Annotated in this window: 22 protein-coding genes; 10 read left to right on the top strand and 12 right to left on the bottom strand. The window is 44.9% G+C overall.

All coding sequences use genetic code 11. The features are described 5' to 3' along the window. Positions 1-204 precede the first annotated feature (204 nt). From ACYVD4_RS23735 to ACYVD4_RS23725, 3 genes are all read left to right on the top strand, one after another. Positions 205-1,707 (top strand): sensor histidine kinase, encoded by a 1,503-nt coding sequence (locus ACYVD4_RS23735; protein WP_460949975.1) that lies wholly within the window; start codon positions 205-207, stop codon positions 1,705-1,707. 271 nt (positions 1,708-1,978) lie between these two features. After that, positions 1,979-4,039: a histidine kinase gene (locus tag ACYVD4_RS23730; RefSeq protein WP_460949974.1), complete on the top strand. Its 2,061-nt coding sequence runs from the start codon at positions 1,979-1,981 to the stop codon at positions 4,037-4,039. A 34-nt stretch (positions 4,040-4,073) separates the two neighbouring features. After that, positions 4,074-4,820, top strand: a complete 747-nt coding sequence (locus ACYVD4_RS23725; RefSeq protein WP_460949972.1) for a LytR/AlgR family response regulator transcription factor — start codon at positions 4,074-4,076, stop codon at positions 4,818-4,820. A gap of 63 nt (positions 4,821-4,883) precedes the next feature. Here the strand turns inward: ACYVD4_RS23725 and ACYVD4_RS23720 are convergent, their stop codons facing one another. After that, entirely contained in the window at positions 4,884-6,173 is a 1,290-nt protein-coding gene (locus ACYVD4_RS23720) for a hemolysin family protein (protein WP_460949971.1), read from the bottom strand. 119 nt (positions 6,174-6,292) lie between these two features. On the opposite strand from ACYVD4_RS23720, the gene ACYVD4_RS23715 reads away from it, so the two are divergent. Continuing rightward, positions 6,293-6,997 (top strand): NUDIX hydrolase, encoded by a 705-nt coding sequence (locus ACYVD4_RS23715; RefSeq protein ID WP_460949970.1) that lies wholly within the window; start codon positions 6,293-6,295, stop codon positions 6,995-6,997. An 8-nt stretch (positions 6,998-7,005) separates the two neighbouring features. On the opposite strand, the gene coaD is transcribed toward ACYVD4_RS23715, so the two are convergent. The 4 genes from coaD to ACYVD4_RS23695 all read right to left on the bottom strand — a co-directional run bounded on the left by coaD (position 7,006) and on the right by ACYVD4_RS23695 (position 9,606). Further along, complete coding sequence (coaD, locus tag ACYVD4_RS23710) at positions 7,006-7,473, bottom strand: pantetheine-phosphate adenylyltransferase (RefSeq protein WP_460949969.1); 468 nt, start codon at positions 7,471-7,473, stop codon at positions 7,006-7,008. Between the two features lie 74 nt (positions 7,474-7,547). After that, positions 7,548-8,435, bottom strand: a complete 888-nt coding sequence (locus tag ACYVD4_RS23705) for a DUF3822 family protein (protein ID WP_460949967.1) — start codon at positions 8,433-8,435, stop codon at positions 7,548-7,550. Between the two features lie 140 nt (positions 8,436-8,575). Next, positions 8,576-9,088, bottom strand: coding sequence for an NUDIX domain-containing protein (locus tag ACYVD4_RS23700; protein ID WP_460949965.1), 513 nt, complete (start codon positions 9,086-9,088; stop codon positions 8,576-8,578). A gap of 80 nt (positions 9,089-9,168) precedes the next feature. After that, a complete protein-coding gene (locus ACYVD4_RS23695; RefSeq protein ID WP_460949963.1) occupies positions 9,169-9,606 on the bottom strand; it encodes a CBS domain-containing protein in 438 nt (145 codons plus the stop codon). Positions 9,607-9,774: 168 nt separating this feature from the next. On the opposite strand from ACYVD4_RS23695, the gene ACYVD4_RS23690 reads away from it, so the two are divergent. Beyond that, positions 9,775-11,268, top strand: coding sequence for an ATP-dependent DNA helicase (locus ACYVD4_RS23690; RefSeq protein ID WP_460949962.1), 1,494 nt, complete (start codon positions 9,775-9,777; stop codon positions 11,266-11,268). 15 nt (positions 11,269-11,283) lie between these two features. Beyond that, positions 11,284-11,916, top strand: coding sequence for a DUF4126 domain-containing protein (locus ACYVD4_RS23685; protein WP_460949961.1), 633 nt, complete (start codon positions 11,284-11,286; stop codon positions 11,914-11,916). A 67-nt stretch (positions 11,917-11,983) separates the two neighbouring features. Here the strand turns inward: ACYVD4_RS23685 and htpG are convergent, their stop codons facing one another. Next, positions 11,984-13,813, bottom strand: a complete 1,830-nt coding sequence (gene htpG / locus ACYVD4_RS23680; protein WP_460949960.1) for a molecular chaperone HtpG — start codon at positions 13,811-13,813, stop codon at positions 11,984-11,986. A gap of 147 nt (positions 13,814-13,960) precedes the next feature. Here htpG and ACYVD4_RS23675 point away from each other — a divergent pair, with 147 nt between their 5' ends. Both ACYVD4_RS23675 and ACYVD4_RS23670 read left to right on the top strand, forming a co-directional pair. After that, the gene (locus ACYVD4_RS23675) at positions 13,961-14,326 is read left to right on the top strand and encodes a hypothetical protein (RefSeq protein WP_460949958.1); all 366 of its coding nucleotides are present in this window, start codon (positions 13,961-13,963) and stop codon (positions 14,324-14,326) included. Positions 14,327-14,359: 33 nt separating this feature from the next. Beyond that, a complete protein-coding gene (locus ACYVD4_RS23670) occupies positions 14,360-14,665 on the top strand; it encodes a rhodanese-like domain-containing protein (protein ID WP_460949957.1) in 306 nt (101 codons plus the stop codon). A gap of 87 nt (positions 14,666-14,752) precedes the next feature. Here ACYVD4_RS23670 and ACYVD4_RS23665 read toward each other — a convergent pair whose 3' ends face one another. The 6 genes from ACYVD4_RS23665 to ACYVD4_RS23640 form a co-directional block, all read right to left on the bottom strand. After that, positions 14,753-15,010: a hypothetical protein gene (locus ACYVD4_RS23665; protein ID WP_460949955.1), complete on the bottom strand. Its 258-nt coding sequence runs from the start codon at positions 15,008-15,010 to the stop codon at positions 14,753-14,755. 115 nt (positions 15,011-15,125) lie between these two features. Continuing rightward, entirely contained in the window at positions 15,126-16,055 is a 930-nt protein-coding gene (locus ACYVD4_RS23660; RefSeq protein WP_460949954.1) for a bestrophin family protein, read from the bottom strand. Positions 16,056-16,114: 59 nt separating this feature from the next. Continuing rightward, positions 16,115-16,894: a diaminopimelate epimerase gene (dapF, locus tag ACYVD4_RS23655; protein ID WP_460949953.1), complete on the bottom strand. Its 780-nt coding sequence runs from the start codon at positions 16,892-16,894 to the stop codon at positions 16,115-16,117. A gap of 162 nt (positions 16,895-17,056) precedes the next feature. Next, entirely contained in the window at positions 17,057-17,428 is a 372-nt protein-coding gene (rplS, locus tag ACYVD4_RS23650; protein WP_460949951.1) for a 50S ribosomal protein L19, read from the bottom strand. Between the two features lie 188 nt (positions 17,429-17,616). After that, complete coding sequence (locus ACYVD4_RS23645) at positions 17,617-18,447, bottom strand: SPFH domain-containing protein (RefSeq protein ID WP_460949950.1); 831 nt, start codon at positions 18,445-18,447, stop codon at positions 17,617-17,619. Continuing rightward, on the bottom strand, positions 18,440-18,631 hold the full coding sequence (locus ACYVD4_RS23640; protein WP_460949948.1) for a hypothetical protein: 192 nt from the start codon (positions 18,629-18,631) through the stop codon (positions 18,440-18,442). The genes ACYVD4_RS23645 and ACYVD4_RS23640 overlap by 8 nt, the downstream gene beginning before the upstream one ends. Before the next feature lie 528 nt (positions 18,632-19,159). On the opposite strand from ACYVD4_RS23640, the gene ACYVD4_RS23635 reads away from it, so the two are divergent. Then, complete coding sequence (locus tag ACYVD4_RS23635) at positions 19,160-20,665, top strand: NAD(P)H-hydrate dehydratase (RefSeq protein WP_460949947.1); 1,506 nt, start codon at positions 19,160-19,162, stop codon at positions 20,663-20,665. 207 nt (positions 20,666-20,872) lie between these two features. Continuing rightward, complete coding sequence (locus tag ACYVD4_RS23630) at positions 20,873-21,034, top strand: hypothetical protein (protein ID WP_460949945.1); 162 nt, start codon at positions 20,873-20,875, stop codon at positions 21,032-21,034. Positions 21,035-21,036: the final 2 nt, after the last annotated feature.

Raw genomic sequence — 21,036 nt, 5'->3', positions numbered from 1 at the left:
TTCGTAACAACGGGATTCAAGCCATTGGCCAAAGGTGGTAACCACTTTGGCCGAACTTTTGGTAGTTGTTCCACCAGCTTTGGTGCTATCGATCCGTTACCTACTTAAATCTACTATTCACCCAGCTAGTGCTGCATTTTGCGTACAACGTATAGTGAAAACTAGATTTAATAAGTATGTTCGGCGCACCACCATTTCAACACTATGCTAGTGGGTCATGCTACGTTCTACCCCGAACTGTTCGATACACTTCTATTAATAGAGGGTAGCTTACTTCATTTTGGGTACTATTGCCTGATTCTGGGTCTTTTCCTGTTTTTAGGCATGTCGGCTTTTGCGCAGAGTATTTATAGCCAAGATGCTACGTATCGGCAATGGGGGCTATACCTCTGGTCTAATTTTTTGTTTTTTCTTGCTGCCCTCAATTTTACATTCAAACTCAATTTAGTGATCAGTTCCAACAAGCCCTGGACTAGTGTAGGACAGTATGTGGTTCTGTTTTATTATGTGCTTTTCGTAAGCTCTTTTCTGGACATTGACCATGCCTATCCAACGCTTCAGAAAAGCATTCAAAAACTAAAGTGGTTGCTAATTGCAGGCTGTTTATATGCTATATGGGCTGTATCAAACTATAAAATTATAGCTAGCGTTGTTGACTATGCCGACGGCTACATCTTTCTTCTCTACGGACTGATTTTCAGGCTTTTTATTCAGATAATAAAATCTGGAATTCCGCAGGCAAAACTTCTGCTTATTGGCTCTATTGGGGCTTTAACGTCAGCAATTCTGGCTGCCATCCTGGATCTTTTCTCAATCACTCATCTGGGCCCGTTCTTTTTCGATCCAGTCGTTGTCTTCTCCATTGGCGTACTCTTCGAGCTGATCTGTTTTTCGTTAGCTTTAAGCCAGCGTACTCGCCTTATTCAGCTCGAAAATCAACGACTACAGCAGGATTATACCCGGCAGCTCGAACAAGATCTGGCAACTAGAATCACTACCATACAGACTCAGAATCAGCTTCTAGAAGAAGAACGCCTGCAACGACTCATTAATGATTTCAATCAGAAAATAGCCGAAACCGAAATGGCCGCACTACGGGCCCAGATGAATCCACACTTCATTTTCAATTGCCTCAACTCCATCCAGTTTTTCACGGCTCAAAACCAATCCGAAAAAGCGTCTGATTACCTCACCAAATTCTCACGTCTCATCCGGCTCGTCTTAGAAAATTCTAAATCTGAACGGGTTACGTTATCGAATGAACTCGAAACGCTACGTCTTTATATGGACATGGAAGCCATGCGCTTTCCCAATAAACTCCAGTATCACATTCAGATAACCGAAGAAATTGATACCGATGGCATTCAAATACCGCCACTTCTACTACAGCCCTATGTCGAAAATGCGATCTGGCACGGACTCATGCACAAAGAAGAAGGTGGTAGAGTAGGAATCACGGTTAAACAAACCAGACAAAATGTTGTGGAAGTAACCATTACGGATGATGGCATTGGACGGCAGAAAGCGGCTGAGTATAAGAGCAAATCGGCTACCCGGCAAAAATCGTTTGGTATGAAAATAACCGCCGACCGGATTGCGCTCATTAATCAGCTTTACCAGATTCAGACCAACGTAGTGGTCAATGATTTAGTCGACGAAAAAGGAGAATCTAATGGCACTCAGATTGTCGTCCAGATTCCTATTTAAAGAGAGGCTTAAAATGTTTTCACCTTCATAAGCAGGCTATTCACCTACTCGTTCAGGCTATTGACGGTCAGTTTATAAACACTCTGACGCAAAACGACTATCATTAAGCCAGTAACAGGCCTGATTCATAATACTCGATATAAGGATGCACCTGCCGAAAATCATACTCCTCTTTGTATTATCTGGCATCCTGTTTGAGTGTTGGGGGCAATTACCTCGTCTCCCAATTCGAAGTAGTGTTGGCCAGCGGTATCCAATGCCGCTTTTCGATATGAATCGCGCTAAAGATACCGCCTATACATCGGCTATGGCTCGGCAGGCACATAGTTTACTGCGGATCGAAAAACTCAAACCGCACTCCCCACTTCGCGACACCACAATTCTCCGTCTATACAATTATCTGGGTGCCCTCTATCGGGAAACCCGAGAACACAAAGATAGCTGCCTGTATTACGGCAAAAAGATGGTGGAATATGCCAGTTATTGCCGTAATCTTGAATTTAAGATAAAGGGCTTGTTCCAACAATCATTTTATTACCGAAACATTAAGGTAAACCTCGAAGAAGCGTTACGTATTAACCTGAATGCCTACGCTCTTATGCAACAGGCCAACCATGATCCGCAGGTTTTCTGGCGTATTTGTTACAATATCGGGGAGTTATACGCGAACGTACGCGAATACCAAAAATCGACCCAATATTACCTACAGGCCGATACGCTTATTCAATTTGGAACGGGCATGGCCAAAACCAGCACTGAAGCATACAAAGCGGCCATTTTACAGGGTATTGCTGTCAATTACACGCGACAACAGGCGTTTGGATTGGCTGAGATTTATTTTCTGCGGGCCGTTGAGAAATATAAAAATATAAACTACAAAGCAAGTCACGCCTTTCTTAACAACGACTTTTCGGGCTTTTACCAGACCCAGCTACGATACCGGGAATCCATTACGTATGGAAAGCAGGCCGAAAAATTATGGCTTGAACTGGAACAAACCGAAAACCTGAGCATGACACAAGCCAATCTGGCCTTATGTTATGCCGGATTAAATATGCCCGATTCGGCGGCCTATTATGCCCAGTATGTCCTGAATCTGCCTAAAATAGCTTTAACGGCTGTCACCAATGCACACAAAGCACTTTATCAGGTCGAAATGCAACGTAGCAACTGGCAACGTAGTCTGATCCATTACGAAAAATACATCAGCCTGCGTGACTCGCTCGATAAGGTATTTAACCAACAGGAAACCTACAAAATTCAGAGCCGTTTTGATCTGGAGCAGGTAGCCTTAAAAAATAAACAGGCCGAAGAACTCCAGCGAAGAACGTTATTGGCGCTACGTCAGCAAAATGAATTGACCAGACTACGGTCGGAATCAGAAAAACAGCGATTGCTTGAACAAGCCACCCGCGACAAACTGAAACGGCTTATCGAAATTCAGCAACTTCAGCACCAGCAAACACGGGCGCAAGTCGAACGCACCCGACAGCAGCACTTAATTAACAAACTGACTATTAACGAATTAAATCAAAACAAAACCATAGAAACCCGTACCCGCAATATGTTGGTGCTGGGTCTGGTACTGGCGTTTGTGGTGGGGTTGATTTTACTGAACTACAATCGTATTCTGTCGAACCGAAATAATGAATTAAGAGCTAAAAACGAGCTAATCGAAGTAGTAACCCACAAGGCTCAGGCTATTGAACTGGCGGCACTACGTTCGCAGATGAACCCGCATTTTATTTTCAACTGCCTCAACTCAATTCAATATTTTACGGCCCAGAATAACGCCGAAAAAGCGTCGGCCTATCTGACCAAGTTCTCGCGGCTCATCCGGCTCGTGCTCGAAAATTCTAAATCAGATCGAGTTACGCTGACCAATGAACTCGAAACGCTACGTCTCTATATCGAAATGGAAGTCATGCGGTTCCCCAATAAACTCCACTACCAAATCCAGACCGATTCGCTGATTGATACCGATAACGTCCTACTGCCCCCGCTGTTGCTCCAGCCCTATGTTGAAAATGCGATCTGGCACGGACTCATGCACAAAGAAGAAGGCGGTACCGTATGGATTGCCGTAAGCCAGAATCCGGAAAAATCACTTCAGATTACCATTACCGATAACGGTGTTGGTCGTCAAAAAGCGGCTGAGTTCAAAAGCAAATCGGCTACCCGGCGAAAATCGTTTGGTATGAAAATAACCGCCGACCGGATTGCGCTCATTAATCAGCTTTACCAGATTCAGACCAACGTAGTAATCAATGATTTAACTAACCAGAAAGGCCAGCCTGCTGGCACAAAAGTGACGCTACGTATTCCGATTTAATATATTCACACAAATTCACTTAAACCACACCATCATGATTCGCGCTGTAATAATAGACGATGAGCCCAATGCCGTAGGCTTATTGTCACTACGTCTTTCGCAGCACTGCCCGCAAATCGACGTAGTAGCTTCCTGCACCAACAGTCATAAAGGTATTCAGGCCATTATTGATCATGAACCCGACGTAGTGTTTCTGGATATTGAGATGCCGCAAATGAATGGTTTTCAGCTTCTGGAGGCCGTATCAGGGATATCTTTTGCATTGGTATTTGTAACCGCCTACGACAAGTTTGCGCTGAAAGCATTTCGGTACAGCGCCATTGATTACCTGCTCAAACCAATTGACACACAGGAATTAATCGAAGCCGTAAATCGAATCGAGAAACAACAAAAGACAACGGCGGAGCAACTCGACCACTTGAAGCACCAACTGGCAGGTAGCACAAAACTGTTGCCCGATAAAATTGCACTTCCTTATCAGAACGGCGTTACGTTCGTAGACCTGAAAGACGTTATCTATTGCGAGTCTGACGATAATTACACAAAGTTTTACGTACTGGATGGGCCGCATTATCTGGTTACCAAGTCAATGCGCGACATTCAGGATTTACTGGAAACACGCGGTTTTATGCGCGTTCACCGACAGTATTTAATCAACCTGAATCATATCAAGAAATTCGTTAAAGGCGAAGGGAGTTATCTTATCATGAACAATCAGCAATCCATTCCGGTATCGCGCGCTCAAAAAGATCGGCTGATGGAACGGTTCGGCTGGCTATAAAATCAATCAAGCCCAAGTCATACGTAATGACTTGGGCTTGATTGATTGCTACGTATTATGAGCTTATTCTTCGGTCAGTTTTTTGACCATGATTTTGTCGATACGGCTTTTGTCCATGTCCATAATTTCGAACTGGTATTTGTGCCACACAAACGTTTCGCCCGCTTTCGGAATATCTTTCAGAATGTGCAGGGCAAAACCACCCAACGTATCGAAACCCGATAATTCTCGGCGAGTTTGGGCGTTAATTGTAATCGAAAAATAAGACAAGAAGTCTTCAAAAGGCAATTGCGCATCAATCAGGAAGCTACCGTCTTCACGTACGCGAATTTCGTAATCGGAGTCAACATCGTCGTTAATATCGCCAACCAGTACGTCCAGAATATCATTGAGCGTAATAACGCCCAACACACCACCATATTCATCGACAATCACGCCAACGTATTGCCGACGCTCCCGGAATCGTTCCAGAACCTGATAAGCCCGGTTATTTTCGGGTACAAACAGGGCGTCTCGCTTAATAGCCATCAGATTCAGCAGTTCCGTATCGAGGTCTTTACCCAAAAAATCTTTTGAGTAAATCAGCCCCACTACGTCATCGACACCACCATTGCAAAGCGGGTAAACCGAATGCCTATAGTCAAGAATTTTTGCCTTGTTTTCTTCGAGGTCATCTTCCAGATCGAGGTAAACGATTTCCTGCCGGTTGGTCATCAGCGACGTAATTTTCCGGTCTCCAAGCTGAAACACGTTCTGAACAATTTCCTGCTCAATTTCTTCGATAGCGCCACCGGTCGTACCTTCCTGAATCAGGCTTTTAATTTCCTCCTCTGTTACGGCACTTTCGTTTGGTTTTATGTTCAGGAGTTTCAGCAGTAAATCGCTCGAAATGGTCAATAAGGCAATGAAAGGCGATGTCACTTTCGACAGCAGAATCATAGGGCCAGCCATAGTTTTGGCAATGCCTTCCGGATTCGAAAGACCAATACGTTTTGGTACCAATTCTCCCAACACCAGCGATAGGTACGTTAGCATGAGCAGCACCAGCACGACTGCTACAGAATTGGCATAAGGCTTTAGAAATTCAACCTGAGCCACATACGCCTGTACATCGTCGGTTAGTTTATCGCCCGAAAAAATACCCAGTAAAATACCGATCAACGTAATGCCAATCTGTACGGTTGATAAAAAGCGATTGGGCGAATTCGATAAGTCGAGAGCTATCTGCGCCCGGCGGTCGCCGTTTTTGGCTGCCGTTTCTAATTTTGACTTACGAGAAGAGACCAGCGCAATTTCGGACATCGAAAATACGCCGTTCAGAATCGTCAGGAAAAGTATAATGAGAAGTTCCACAAAGGAATAAGATTGGCCTGTTGCAAAAATATAGAAACTGAAGCGCTTTCCAACAGGTTAAGCTGTTCAATAGATGGCTGGTTTTGTTAGTTTTGCACGCTTAATCTCGCTTTGCGCTAATGATTGTCTTTATTAACGATCACCCAATCCGGCTCGTGGGCCCTAAAGTGGCTACCCAGTTAACTACATCTACGGAACATCCGACGCTCAATGACTATGATCAAATTGTAGATGCCCGCTTGGAAACCCTTCGGGAAGAGTCGCTACAGGGCCATTTGCTCATTCTAAATACAACGCCTGCCACTGTCAACAAACTGCTTTCGCTGCTTCAAAAAGCGAACGTTAGCAATTTACTGTCGGTTACGCTCGGATGTCTGGATAAAGAAGCGTGTGAAGAAGCAATCAAGAAGCCATTTAAGGTAATTAAGGCGGCTGGCGGGGTGGTTTTCAAAGGGCAAAAAATGTTACTGATGTTTCGGCGGGGTGTTTGGGATTTACCGAAAGGAAAACTCGATGATGGCGAATCGTCGAAGCGGGGCGCTGCTCGTGAAGTGGAAGAAGAAACCGGAGTTCGGGCTGCTATTGGCGACCGGATCTGCACCACTTGGCATACGTACACACTAAATGGCAGTCGGATTCTGAAACGGACAAAATGGTACCGTATGACGATGCTGGACGAAAGCCGGATGGCCCCTCAAACTGAAGAAGATATTGAGAAACTGGCCTGGTTCGACCAACGTGAAGCCAAATTGGCACTTACGAACTCGTTTAGTTCGATACGCTACGTTATTGATTCAGTCAATAAGCTAGGCAATACGTGGTAAATCTCAATTTATACCGTTGCTTCTTCTAAACGATACGGTAAAAATTCGTCGATTTGCTGGCCGTAACGGTGCAAATCGCGGATAATGCTTGAGCTTATAGGAGCCAGATGTGGAGACGTAATGAGAAAAACCGTCTCTACATCTTCGTAAACGTAGCGGTTTACCTGAGAAATACCGTTTTCGTACTCAAAATCGGTGGTGTTACGTAGTCCACGTAGTAGAAACTTGGCTCCCACGTCACGTGCTACGTGTGCCGTTAGCCCATCGTAACTGATTACACGCACTGCCGGATAGTTGCGAAATGCACCCTCGATGAGCCGAATCATTTGCTCGAGCGGAAAATAGCGCGATTTATTCGCATTACGTCCTATGCCGATCACGACTTCATCGAACACGCGTAAACCACGTAGCACAATATCTTCATGACCTTTTGTAAATGGATCGAACGAGCCGGGAAACAGGGCAATACGTTTCATAGGTAGCGAAAGCATGAAATTGAATCGGCGGGAAAGCTACGCAAATTTTTCACTCTTTCCTGCGTTCGCTTCCATTAACCCATCAAACCAAGTCCGTATAGGCTTAAGTAGCGATGGTTCGGCAAATCGCCAAATTCGGGGGCCAGCGCCAACCCCGGAGGTGTTTGCCCAAACGCTAAATTGGGTAAAAACTGGCTCAATTCTGTATAGGCTTCGGCAAAGGGGGTAATCTCTCCATAAAGCACTGCGTGAACGCCATCGGCCCGCAAACCGATTTCATCAAACACGTAGAGGATGTAATAAGCCAAATCCTGCGCATTCTTGTAGCCAAAACGATTACAATACGTTAATTGTCCGTTACGTCGTACAATAATGGTTACGAACTCATCCTCAAAGTACAAATATACATTATCGGGAGTGAGCGCGTGACGATTCAGATCGGCCGTTGCCTGAATAAGCGAACTGGTCTGATGCACAAACGTCAGCGGCTGAAGCGGATACATTTCCGAAAAATAATTGGCCAGTGGATGTTCTAGATTGAAAATTGACAGAAATCCTTCGGCCTTGTGTGCATACGCCTGCGCAAACTCGTGGGGTGGCAAAGCTCCTCCCCGCATCAGTGCCAAATAACTTCCAGCATACTCTTTACGATAAAGTGTAGACGGTACCAGCGTAAATGACGGAGAATTAACACCGATACAGATTTCCTGCCAAGGCCCTGCCGACAACACCGGATGATCCTGAAATACATCGGGCAGAACGCCAGCCAGCGGACGATCAATTAGCAGACTCGGAAAGGTATAATCTTCCAGATACAAGCCCTGCCCCCGTTTATTCTGGACCAACATCCGAAACCGATCACGCCCGACTTCTAAACACAATACTGAAGCATCGGTTCGGCGGGGGTCGAACGAGTCAGAACTTATAGTCACATTTGGCGTGAGCGTCACAGCAGTTTGCACAACTTTATCGAATAACTAACTAAAGAAATATATACGTAATGAATACTGAAGATTAGATAATCAATACTGACAATTCACGTAACAGTTTTCAAGAGTATGTTCATTCTTTATTATTCATTTAGTATTAATTCTATTGTTTATTAACGCAGATATCCTCGCAACTGAAACACATCATCGAGCGAATCGCAATAGCGAAATAGCGCATGCACTTCTTCGGGCGGATACTGCTTAATTTCATCAAAACTCATAAGCCTGACTTCCTCAATAATCTGATCATCAAGGCTCATTTCAGGATCGATACCCTGCCGTAGCGTACCACCTGTTACGTCGACTGCAAAAAACAGTTCAATGGCATGAAGCGGAGACTGCATAAACTCATTCACAAAGAGCAACTCCCCTATTTCAACCGACAAACCTGTTTCTTCCAGAAATTCCCGCGTTAAGGCATCTGGAGCTTTTTCATTAAAATCAGCCCCTCCACCGGGCGGGCACCAGAACGTATCGGTTGGCCCGATGCCCCGATGGCGCACCATCAGCAAACGGTCATTTTCCCGATACAAACCACATACCCGTAACCGAAGGCGGTTTCCATATAATTTTTCCACTTCCTGACGGGGCGAATCCACGCCGGGCGACTCAAGCACTTTCGTCACAACTTAACCAGATTTTGAGACGCGAAGGTAGGCAATTTATATGCTAAGCTCTATCAAGATGTATGCCACAACCACGCCAATTAGTACGGACTTCCAGAAATATAACTTTCGAGTGAGTCGATACGGGTTTTTTGTTCGCCGATAATGGCCGATACTACGTCATTGATAGAAATAATGCCCATCAGTTCGCCATTTTCCATAACGGGCAGGTGGCGAATGTGTTTGTCCGACATAGTACGCATACATTCATCCAGACTTTGTTCGGGCGCTATCGTAATTACGTTGGCCGTCATAACATCAGCAATGAGCGTATCATCGGAATGTCGGTCTTTCAGAATAATCTTACGGGCATAATCCCGTTCCGAAAAAATGCCGGTTAATATACCCTTGTCAACAACCAGTACGGCGCCAATGTTCTTGTCGGCCATGACTTTAAGCGCGTCCAGTACGGTTTGATCCGACGAAACAGAATACAGGGCATTAATCGTTTTACTCTGAAGAATTTGGCGAATATTCATAGGGAGAAGGATTTTTAGTAGCGTGTGAATATAAAAAAAAGGAGCAGGGATAGCAAGGGGCAGGGTTAGCAGAGGAAAAAATAGTTTATTTTCTTACTCTACCAACCCTGCCCCTTGCTATCCCTGCTACCCTTGCTCTGTGCCTCTTTTTTTCGTATCTTTAACCATATGAACGAAACGCAAACGGCCGCTCAATTGATGGCCAAACGATTCCCTTTTAAGCCTACTTCTGGTCAGGAACAGTTCTTCGAAAAAATAGGCGCGTTCATCACTCACGAAGAATTTGAGCATTACCGAGATTGTTTTCTGTTACGTGGTTACGCCGGTACGGGTAAAACAACACTGGTTGGTACGTTGATTAAAGTACTGCCCCGATTTGGGTATAAATCGATACTTCTGGCGCCTACTGGCCGGGCTGCTAAAGTGATGACCAGTTATGCCAAAAAGCCAGCCCAGACCATTCACCGCAAAATTTATCGCCAGGTTGCCGAACCGGGCTCTGGAACGCTGGCTTTTCAACGGCAGAAAAATTACCACGAAGACACATTGTTCATTGTCGACGAAGCCTCAATGATTTCGGACGAAGCTGACTTTGGCGGCAAAGGTTTACTGACTGATTTAATTGACTTTGTATTCGAAAATCCGGGAAATAAGCTCATGCTGGTGGGCGATACCGCTCAGTTGCCGCCTGTAGGGCGAGATTTGAGTCCGGCACTAGATCAGGGGTTTCTATCTAGTTCGTTCGACATGACGGTTTATGAACAGGAACTAACCGAAGTTATGCGTCAGGACGAGGAATCAGGCATTTTATATAACGCCACTAGCCTGCGAATGCTGCTCGATAGTGATACGTCGCCAATGCCTAAGCCGGTTGGATTCGACGCATTATTAAGCGACAAGCCCACAGCAATGGCTGGCGATGCGCCCGAAATCCGGCTCAATGTTCGGTCGTTTAGTGATATTTATAAGATGCCATTGACCAAACTGGAAGATGGAATTCGCTACGCTTACGATAAATATGGCCGGGAAAATACGGCTATTATCTGTCGCTCCAACAAAACGGCGGTTCAGTATAATCAGTTTGTTCGGCGCATGATTGACCAGTGCGAAGAAGAACTCGACGCGGGCGATATGCTCATGATTGCCCGAAACAACTATACTATTCTTGACGAAGAATCGGCGGCAGGTTTTCTGGCGAACGGCGAATTTGTGGAGGTGCAAAAGATTCGAAACAAAGAAGAAATGCACGGTTTCCGGTTCGCCACCGTTACGTTGCGGCTGGTCGATTACGAAGATCAGCCCGATTTCGACGCAAAAATTATGCTCGATACGTTGCATACGCCCGTACCATCGCTAACATCTGACCAGTATAAAGCGTTGTATGAGAGCGTAATGAAAGATTACTTTTACATCAAAAGCAAAAAAGAGCGGGCCGAAGCCATGCGAAAAGACCCCTATCTGAATGCGCTACAGGTGAAATTTGCGTATGCGCTCACTTGTCATAAAGCGCAGGGGGGACAGTGGAGTGCGGTGTTTGTGGATCAGGGTTTTTTACCCGATGGGCAGGTCAACGATGAATTTGTTCGATGGCTCTATACCGCATTGACTCGTGCTACCGACGAAGCGTTTTTGATGAATTTCAGTGCGCAGTTTTTTCAGTAAAAAAATTGCTTCAGTATGACAATTGAATGGTTCATGAGCGCCTGTGTTGGCGTTGGTCTGGCAGCCTGCTGCGGATTTCGGGTTTTTGTACCGTTGCTGATCGCCAGCGTTGCTACCAAATTTGGTATTGTTGGCACAATGGAAGGCTTTGAATGGCTGAGCGGCTGGCCTGCCATTATTGGCTTATCTGTTGCTACGTTATTCGAACTAGGTGCATATTATATTCCCTGGCTCGACAACCTGCTCGATACGTTAGCTACTCCCGCATCCATATTGGCTGGTACGTTGCTCAGTACGTCGTTCCTGCATGTTGAGAGCGACGTAGTGCGCTGGGGTCTTGGCCTGATGCTGGGTGGCAGCACAGCCGGTATTATTCAGGCTGGAACCAGCCTGATACGTCTGGGATCAACCACAACCACGGGTGGACTGGCGAATCCGGTTATTGCCACAACCGAGAACGTAGCGTCGTTTGGGCTGTCGTTATTTACAGTTTTCCTGCCCTTAATCGCTATTGTTCTGGTTGTTGCTGTGTTGTTATTTATTATTAGCCGACTTGCAGCAAAACGAAAAATCTGGTTTTCGCGCCCAGTCAAACAAGCGGGCGGTTCCATTACGCAAATCCCACGTAGCAACAACGGCCGACTCTAAAAAAGTTAGGGCTTTGATTCAGGAAAGTATTCCCAATCAAAGCCCTCTTTATTATTACTACGTTCTTTTACAGGGTAGCCACCGTCCGGCGAACAAAGGCTGTCAAATCGGAGCCGGTCAGCATATTCTGCGCCAGAAGAGCCAGATCATAAACCTGTTTCACCAACGATTTCTGCGCATCAGCATCTGTTTCGGCCAGAATTTTAGCCGTGAGCGGGTGGTTAGCATTTACTGCTACGTTGTAGCTTACCGGGAAATTTCCGTAGAAAGACTGTTCGCCTGATAAGGCCGACATATCCTTCATCCGACGCATAAACTCCGGCATTGTAATCGTAACGGGCAGCTCATCCGTAGGAAGAGCTTCGATACTCACATTCAGCATTTTATTATCGAGCGCCTGTTCGAACAATTCTTTCAATTTTGTCTGATCATCTTCAGAAAGAACGCTTTCGTTGTTTAAGCCTTTGTCGATGAGTTTGTCGAGTGTATCGGCATCGACGCGAACGAAATGTACTTTCTCCAGTTTTTGTTCCAGCGCGTTGATAAAGTGTGCATCAATAACGTTATCCATCTGGAGTACGTCGTATCCGCGCCGAATAGCCGACTCTAGGTAGGCATCCTGCTGCTTACGGTCGGTGGTGTAGAGCATAACCACCATCTCGTTTTTGTCGGTCTGGTTGGCCTGCACTTTTTCCCGGTACTCATCGAGCGTAGCAAAAACGCCGTCGGTATTTTTCAGCAATACGAAATTCTTGGCTTTCTCCCAGAATTTATCATCGCTCAAGATACCATATTTAATAAATAGGCCGATGTCGTCAAATTTCTCTTCGAATGCTTTGCGGTCAGCGTTGAACAAATCGTTGAGTTTATCAGCTACTTTCCGCGTGATATACCCATTGATTTTCTTTACGTTAGCATCGGCTTGCAGGAAGCTTCGCGATACGTTGAGCGGAATATCGGGCGAGTCGATTACGCCATGAAGCATCATCAGGAAGTCAGGCACTACGTCCTTCACTTCGTCTGTAATGAATACCTGACGGCTATATAACTGAATTTTTTCCCGCTGGAACCGGAGTTCGTTTTTAACCCGTGGGAAATACAGAATTCCGGTCAGGTTGAAGGGATAATCGACGTTCAGATGAATCCAGAACAGCGGTTCTTCGCTCATCGGATAGAGTTCGCGATAGAACGTTTTATAATCTTCGTCGGTCAGTCCAGAAGGCGCTTTTGTCCAGATTGGGGTTGTGTTGTTGACCACTTTCCCATCGAACTCAACCGATACAGGCAGGAACCGCGCATATTTATCCAGAATACCCTGCAAGCGACCTTTATTCAGAAATTCTTCGGAATCGGGCGCAATGTGCAGAATAATGTCGGTACCACGTTCACTACGTTCGGCCGTCGAAATCTCGAATTCCGTCGATCCATCACATACCCAACGTACTGCTTCGGCACCATCGCGGTATGATTTCGTTACGATCTCAACCGTTGACGCCACCATAAATGCCGAATAGAAACCTAGACCAAAGTGACCAATGATTTGCCCTTTGTCGTCGGTTTTATCCTTATATTTTTCCAGGAAATCGGATGCTCCCGAAAAAGCGATCTGATTGATGTATTTCTTAATTTCATCGGCGGTCATGCCGAGACCGTTATCGCTTACGGTAATGGTTTTGGCTTCTTCATCGAGCGATACCGTTACTTTCAAATCACCCAATTCGCCCCCAAACTCACCAAACGACGATAACTGACGCAGTTTCTGTGTAGCATCAACAGCGTTTGAGACTAATTCCCGGAGAAAAATTTCATGGTCGGAATAAAGGAACTTCTTAATAATCGGGAAGATGTTCTCAGTATGAATCGAAATGGTACCTTTCTCGTTCTGTACGGCTTCCATAAAGTTAAAGTATGATTAGCTTTAATATGATATGAGTATGCCCGCTTCAAATCCTGTTCCAATACGTCTATGGCTGACAGATTGACAGTTTTTTCTGATCTCCCACAACTATTTATAGTGATTCTGGGTCTATCGAAAAAAGAATTTATGAAAGCCTTTGCCCTTTTCCTAATTGCTACGTTACTCAGTTGTCAAAAACAAGAAACTGCCGGACCCGAACAAACTAAAACAGCCTTCATCTACGATAATCAGCTTTACGTAGATGGTTGTGAGGAAAATGTACGTCTCGACAATGCCGACACAACGGGGGCTAGCACTCGCTACAAACCAACGGCTGCTACGTTGCCCATTTTGCGAAAAGCGTTGGAAACCATACCGCTAAAACCAAACACCTATGAACGTGCTGTAATTGTTCAGTTTATGGAAACCGGTCGACAAGTGGAATTACTGTGTGGCTGGGGCGCTAAACCCAAAGTTGGCGAAATCGAAATTCTTTCCATCCATCCACGCTGAACACGTAGCAATAATCCGTTGTTAGACTGGTGTATGTCAGCCAAAACGTATACCGATATTTCGCTTCAGGAGCTTGAAACGCTACGTCAACAGCCCAATACGGTTGTTATTGATGTGCGGGACGAATGGGAATTTGACGAATTTAACATAGGTGGGCTGAATATTCCGCTCTCTGACATTCGCGCCCGAAAAGCCGAACTTCTCCCCTACGATACGTTGCTTGTTATTTGCACCAACGGTGTTCGCAGCCGGGTCGCGGCTAAAGATTTACTACGTCAGCCTGAGTTCCAGGAGAAGACGATCTGCCATTTGCATGGTGGCATTGTGGAGGATGTATGAAATAGGCTTATATGATGTTTGTTTTGTCGATACCTATTCCATACTTCTCATATCATACTTTCCGCAATTCAGTTGTTTTTGATCTACCTAACCAACCGCATTTCTACGGCTTATTTCCTCCTGAACGCTCTTCAGTTTTTTTGAAAATCTGGAACCGATCAATAATGAAAAAATAAGCAAACCACTGGTGAGGATAAAACTACCTTTATGTGTAGCCGACCAGATTGCAATGCCAACCAGAAAACCAATAAACACGGCGGCAATGATTCTTTGTGATTTCATTTTTTTCTCTTCAGACACTAATTCATCCAATGTCATTTTAGAGTAATCTTTATTTGAAAGCATACGGATATTTAGGTTAAGTTAAAATCTGGAATTGCAAGTTACGTTCTCGCACTCAACTTTCAACACCATACGCGAAGCGACTTTTGCGCTTGCTTATTCACCCAACCATACACCTTTACGTAACGATTGTGAAGCCGGGTTTAGCGGCTTGTTTCTCAACAGGTGGCAGATTGATTTGCAGAATATCGTGTACGTTTACCCGAATCAATTGACTTAATTGATTCAATGGCAGGTTGTTACGTTCCAATCCGAATGGTTCTTCGATTTCTTCACCAATCATTTCTAATCCAACCAGTACGTATGACGTTAGTATAACTGCCGGAATGGTCAGGTAGCCGAACGCTGTTACAATGGTAAAGGGCAACAACACTACGTATAACATAATAAACAGCTTTATGAACAGCATGTAGGAAAATGGAATCGGTGTGCTTTTTATTCGCTCACAAATACCACAAACGTCCATCAGACTGGTTAGATACTGGTTTAGATTGATGTGCTGAGATTCGGAAATATGTCCCTGACGGTAAAGAATTTCGGTTTTTACCCAAAGCTGGTTTGAGACCCCTGCTGGTTTATGGTCGAAATTACTCAGGTCGCGCCGTTCACCTTCTTCAACAATATCCAGCTCACTCGTATTATTTACACCACGCAAATGATTCTTGAGTGCAAACGGAAAATTGGCGATGGATTTAGCAAAAAAAGCGCGACTCTCCAAATCTCCCGCCGGTAAGACAGCGTTAAAAAAAATGGACAGATTCCGGCAATTGTTGACCAGAACACCCCACGCCTGCCGACCTTCATAAAAGCGATCATAGGCCGTATTTGTCCGAAAAATGAGCAGAAGGCTCAACAAAATTCCCATTGCACTCAGAAACGACGTAGGTGTATCTTTCAGGCGAAGGTCGGTATAATGCATTTCGGCGACGGTAACCAGAATTACATAAATAGCCACAACGACTAATCGTCGCATTAATCTTTTGGCAGTTGGCCCGGTATGGAAATGCCAGATCGAAGGGAGAATACCCTTATTTTTATAAAGAATCATTAGTTGGTGTTACGTGACGTAAGCCTATTGGTTCAGCGTCTTAGTAACCGTATTTCTACTCAAATAGTTATTGTTCCGACAAAAACACGTTTGGCTGGGCCAATCAGATAGATTGAATCAAATTGATTTTCAGCCACTACGTTGAACGATATACGTAAGTTGCCACCAAGGGTATTAATTAAAACCGGCGATTGTAAGCCACGTTGCTGATGAGCTACTAGAGCCACAGCCGTTACGCCCGTGCCACAGGAATACGTTTCATCTTCGACACCCCGTTCATACGTCCGAACAAACACTGTGTTATCGCCAACTATCTGCGAAAAATTCACGTTGGTACCTCCCGGTTGAAACGTCGAACTATAGCGAATGCTACGTCCTTCGCCAACGACCTCATACGATTCCAGATCATCAACAAACTGTACTACGTGGGGCGAACCCGTATTCAAAAACGTTAAGCCGCTACGCTCCTCAACGTCTGCTACGTTGGTCATTTTCAGAAAAATATCGTCTCCTTCTACACGGGCAACATGTTCACCATCGACGGCTATGAACCGGGTTTCGCTAGCAAAAATGCCGAGATCATGCGCAAACCGAACTATACACCGACCGCCATTACCACACATGCTTCCTTCGGCACCGTCGGCATTGAAATAAATCATCTGGAAATCATAGTCGGGATGGTTCCTCAGAAGAATCAACCCATCAGCACCGATACCAAACCGACGGTGGCACAATTTCTCGACCAACGCCTGATCATTCGCAGGGAATGTTTCATCCCGATCATCGATGAGCACAAAATCGTTGCCCGTACCCTGATATTTGAAGAAATTGAACGTCATAATGGGGTTGTAAGGTTGTATAGTTATGGGTTATAAAGTTATTGGGTTTTAGAGTTTCTGAATGCGCCAGCCAACTTTATAAATTTACAACAGTATCAGGGTCAAAAAAAAAGCCGCCTGTTGAGGCAGCTTTTTATATTTTTCAGGTAAGCGCAACAGGAATTAAGCTGCAACTGCTTTAGGCTTACGCTCTTTGAGACGTGCTGCCTTACCTTGGCGACCACGTAGGAAGAACAACCGTGCCCGACGCACTTTACCCATACGTACAACTTCAATTTTGTCGATGTTTGGCGACAGAACTGGGAAAATACGCTCAACGCCAACGCCATTCGATACTTTCCGTACGGTAAATGTTTCGCCACCGCTGCTTGGGTTCCGGCGTTGGATAACCGTACCTGTAAACACCTGAATACGTTCTTTATTTCCTTCGCGGATTTTAACGTGTACGTTCACCGTATCACCTGCCCGGAATGTGGGCAACTCGGTGCGACGCTGCGCGTTGTCTGCCTCCACTAATTTAATTAAATCGCTCATGACCGTATATAAATCGCCGTATGTATTTTCGAAATGAGCCGCAAAGATAACAGTTTTATCAGTAGCAACAAACGAAACTCCGCAATCTACAGGGGTTTTGTTGGAATAACTACCTACTTTACTACGTTAATAGCTTAAATTCTGCATTTCGCACCGCCCAAAGACAGTTAATACGTGTTCAAGAAAAACTATTTCAGTGGTATTTGTACCATTGTTGAGCTTCCGCCCAATTGTGTAGTGGGCAATTGACCATTCCATTTAGCAATCCATTGCTGTTGAATAAGCATGGGAGTCAATGTTTTCTGTTTCAATTCGTTGGCACGGGCCTCAGCTTCAGCTTCAATTATTTTGGCCCGGGCAATACCGCTTGCTTTGGTAATGGCAATTTCGGCGGCAGCTTTCTCGGCCGCAACTTGATTGTTGAGTCGTAACGCATTTTGCACGGCAGTATTTTTGGCGTCAATCATCGCCTGTAACGATTCGGGCGGAGTCAGATTCGACGTAATATTTTCGAAGGCAAATCCATCATCGCCCAGCGATTTACGCAGTTTTGCTTCTACCTGTTCTTCGAAGCCAGCTCGGTTGTTTACCAGCGAATCGGGGGAGAATGAGTTTGCTACGTCACGATATGAATTATAGACAATGGTACGTAGTATATTATTCTCAATATCGGGCAGTTCTTTCCGGTACTTTCGATAGACATTGGCACCCTGCCCTTTTACAAGATGGTAGTTTAATGTTGGGTCTATTTTAAAAAGCGTACCTCCTTTCGAACTAACTGTAAATGGTTCAAAATCTTTCGTTTGTGTGAATGTAGGATACTGTTCTATAAACGAAGTAAGTGGGTTATAGAAAATCCAGCCCGTAACATTTTCAATGTCGGAAGCGCCCCGGTCAGAACCGATTTTACTCACTTTTATACCCTCGTGCGATGCATCGACGGTGGTACAGGAATTAACTAGAACCAGCACTAATAGTACGAGCGCAGCCGACCAGACTGCAATTCTTGTTTTACTCATTTTTAAAAGGGTTTACGGTGAAACATCTGGTTTTAACGGATATAATCAGTACGCCACCTAACAGAAAAAACCCAACGATATTGAGCAGGGTATCTTTCTGATTCAGAAGTCCATAGCCCGCATCGAGGGCTAGAACCGCGAATACAGCCCATATAAGAATCAGGAATGCATTTTTGGCGCTCATAGAAATTTTATTTATACCAAATGACGTAGTAAAATCAGCATATTAGATGAACTACTTATTGATTGGCGTCAGAACGTTTCAGACGGTCAAAAACAAGGTTGATTTCACTACGTTTCACAGCGATACGTAGTGAAATCGCTACAATCGGAATGCGCCTGCTGATAAACCACTATTACGTTTATATTTCTCTATTTTTATCCTTTTCCCAAAATGTGATAATTATAATTGAAATGTTTCATGATATTTGAAATAAGGAATCGGATCATCATCGACTATTTCATAAAAATTGCAGATTCCAGAAGTCAATCTGCAATTAGTTTTGATGAGATTCTGGCGCCCTTCTTCCTTCCCGTTTAATATCATTATTGCTACGGGAGACGAATAACAATACCAATATGGTTACGTTTACTACCAAACTTCGTTAACCAGTACGGTTTGCGTCAATTTATCTGCTGACTTATAATTCTGCACTGGTTTCTCCATACAGAATAGTCATGGCAAACTGTAGGTGGCACCAATAAATTATCTATGAAAATACTTAGCGTCGATCAGATAAGAGCGCTCGATAAGGCTACTATTCAGAACGAACCGATTGCACCTATCAACCTGATGGAACGGGCCGCCCTCGCTTTTGTCGATTGGTTTGTCGATCATTTTCCCAGTACAAAACCAACTAAAATTTTCTGTGGACTAGGCAATAATGGTGGAGATGGGCTGGCTATTGCCCGTTTATTACTCGAACGTTCTTATTCGGTTGAAATATATGTAGTACGATATGCTCCGCGCGAATCCGAAGATTTCATGCACAATCATCGGCGGCTCAAACTCCTTACTGAGAAAGTAAAATATATCGAGCAGGCCCATGATATTCCAGCGGTACGTCATACTGAAGTAATTATCGACGCTATTCTGGGTTCAGGTTTATCGCGTCCGGTCGATGGTATTGTTCAGAATGTAATTGAAACCATTAATCGCGCTCCGGCAACAGTTGTTTCGGTCGATATTGCGAGCGGATTGCAGGTTGATCAGCCTAATGAGCCAGAAGACGTAATTATCGAGCCTGATTATACCATCACATTTCAGCTACCGAAGCTGGCATTTGTGCTTCCTCAGAATGGCCGCTACGTTGGCGAGTGGCATGTTGTCGACATTACGTTATCGAAACGATTTATCGATCATGCTCAAACGCCTTACTATTATACACAGCCCGACGAAGCCCGGTTGCTACTTCGTAAACGCGATCGCTTTGCGCACAAAGGCTCGTTTGGTCATGCGCTTTTACTGGCTGGCAGTTATGGAAAAGTTGGTGCGGCTGTTTTGGCGGCAAGGGCCTGCCTTCGCTCAGGGGTGGGTTTACTTACCGTACAGATTCCTCGTTGTGGCTATCAGGTTATACAAACGGCCGTTCCCGAAGCCATGTGTCAGCCCGATATTCATCAGGATATTTTAACAGGAATTCGGGATAGTAACGACAGTCCGTCGCCAGCCGATTATGCGGCAGTGGGCATTGGGCCTGGGATTGGGAAAGCATCTGAAACGCTGACGATGCTACGGGAAGTGCTCACAACCGTAAAAAAGCCAATCGTTATCGATGCTGATGCATTGAATTTGCTTTCTCAAAATCGTTCGCTGCTCTCAAAATTGCCCCCCAACAGTATTCTAACTCCTCATCCGAAAGAGTTTGAACGGCTAACCCGAAAATGGGAAGATGACTACGAAAAGCTGGATATTCTCCGCGAGTTTGCTCAGAAACACCGGGTTGTTGTTGTTTTAAAAGGTGCTTATTCGGCTGTTGCTACGCCATTTGGCGAAATTCATTTTAACGCAACAGGCAATCCCGGCTTAAGCACAGGCGGTACGGGCGATGTGTTGACAGGTATTCTAACAGCACTATTGGCACAGGGGTACGACCCGGTTGAAGCTGCGGTTCTGGGGGTTTTTGCTCACGGTCTGGCTGGCGATATAGCTGCCGAGCAGCGTGGGCCAATTGGCATGATTGCCTCCGATGTTATTGATGCATTACGCTGGCGATAGCACACTTGATTGAGAGTGATAGCTGGGCGATAGTTGACTATAAAAATAAGATCGCAAAGGTTGTTACGTATGCTATGAATTAACGTCATAGTCTCCAGAGTAGGTAAAATGGGGGTTTTTACGCAGCTAAAAATGGGGTTTCACCCTGTTTTGGCTAACAGCAATCGCTCAATTTTGCCCTACCATTACAGCCCAACTATCACTTTTATGAAACCCACAGTTCAGCGTGGCTGGCAATTCGACCGTCCAGTACGTAAAATACGATCCACATTCGATATGACTACCGCTATCGGTAGCCTTACAGTAGCCTTGCTGGCCTATATTATTTACCATATTTACCCACTTGTCTCGCTGGGGTTGTTCTGGTAAGG

The sequence above is a fragment of the Spirosoma daeguense genome (assembly GCF_054776875.1).
This window is presented reverse-complemented; position numbering and strand designations above follow the sequence as displayed.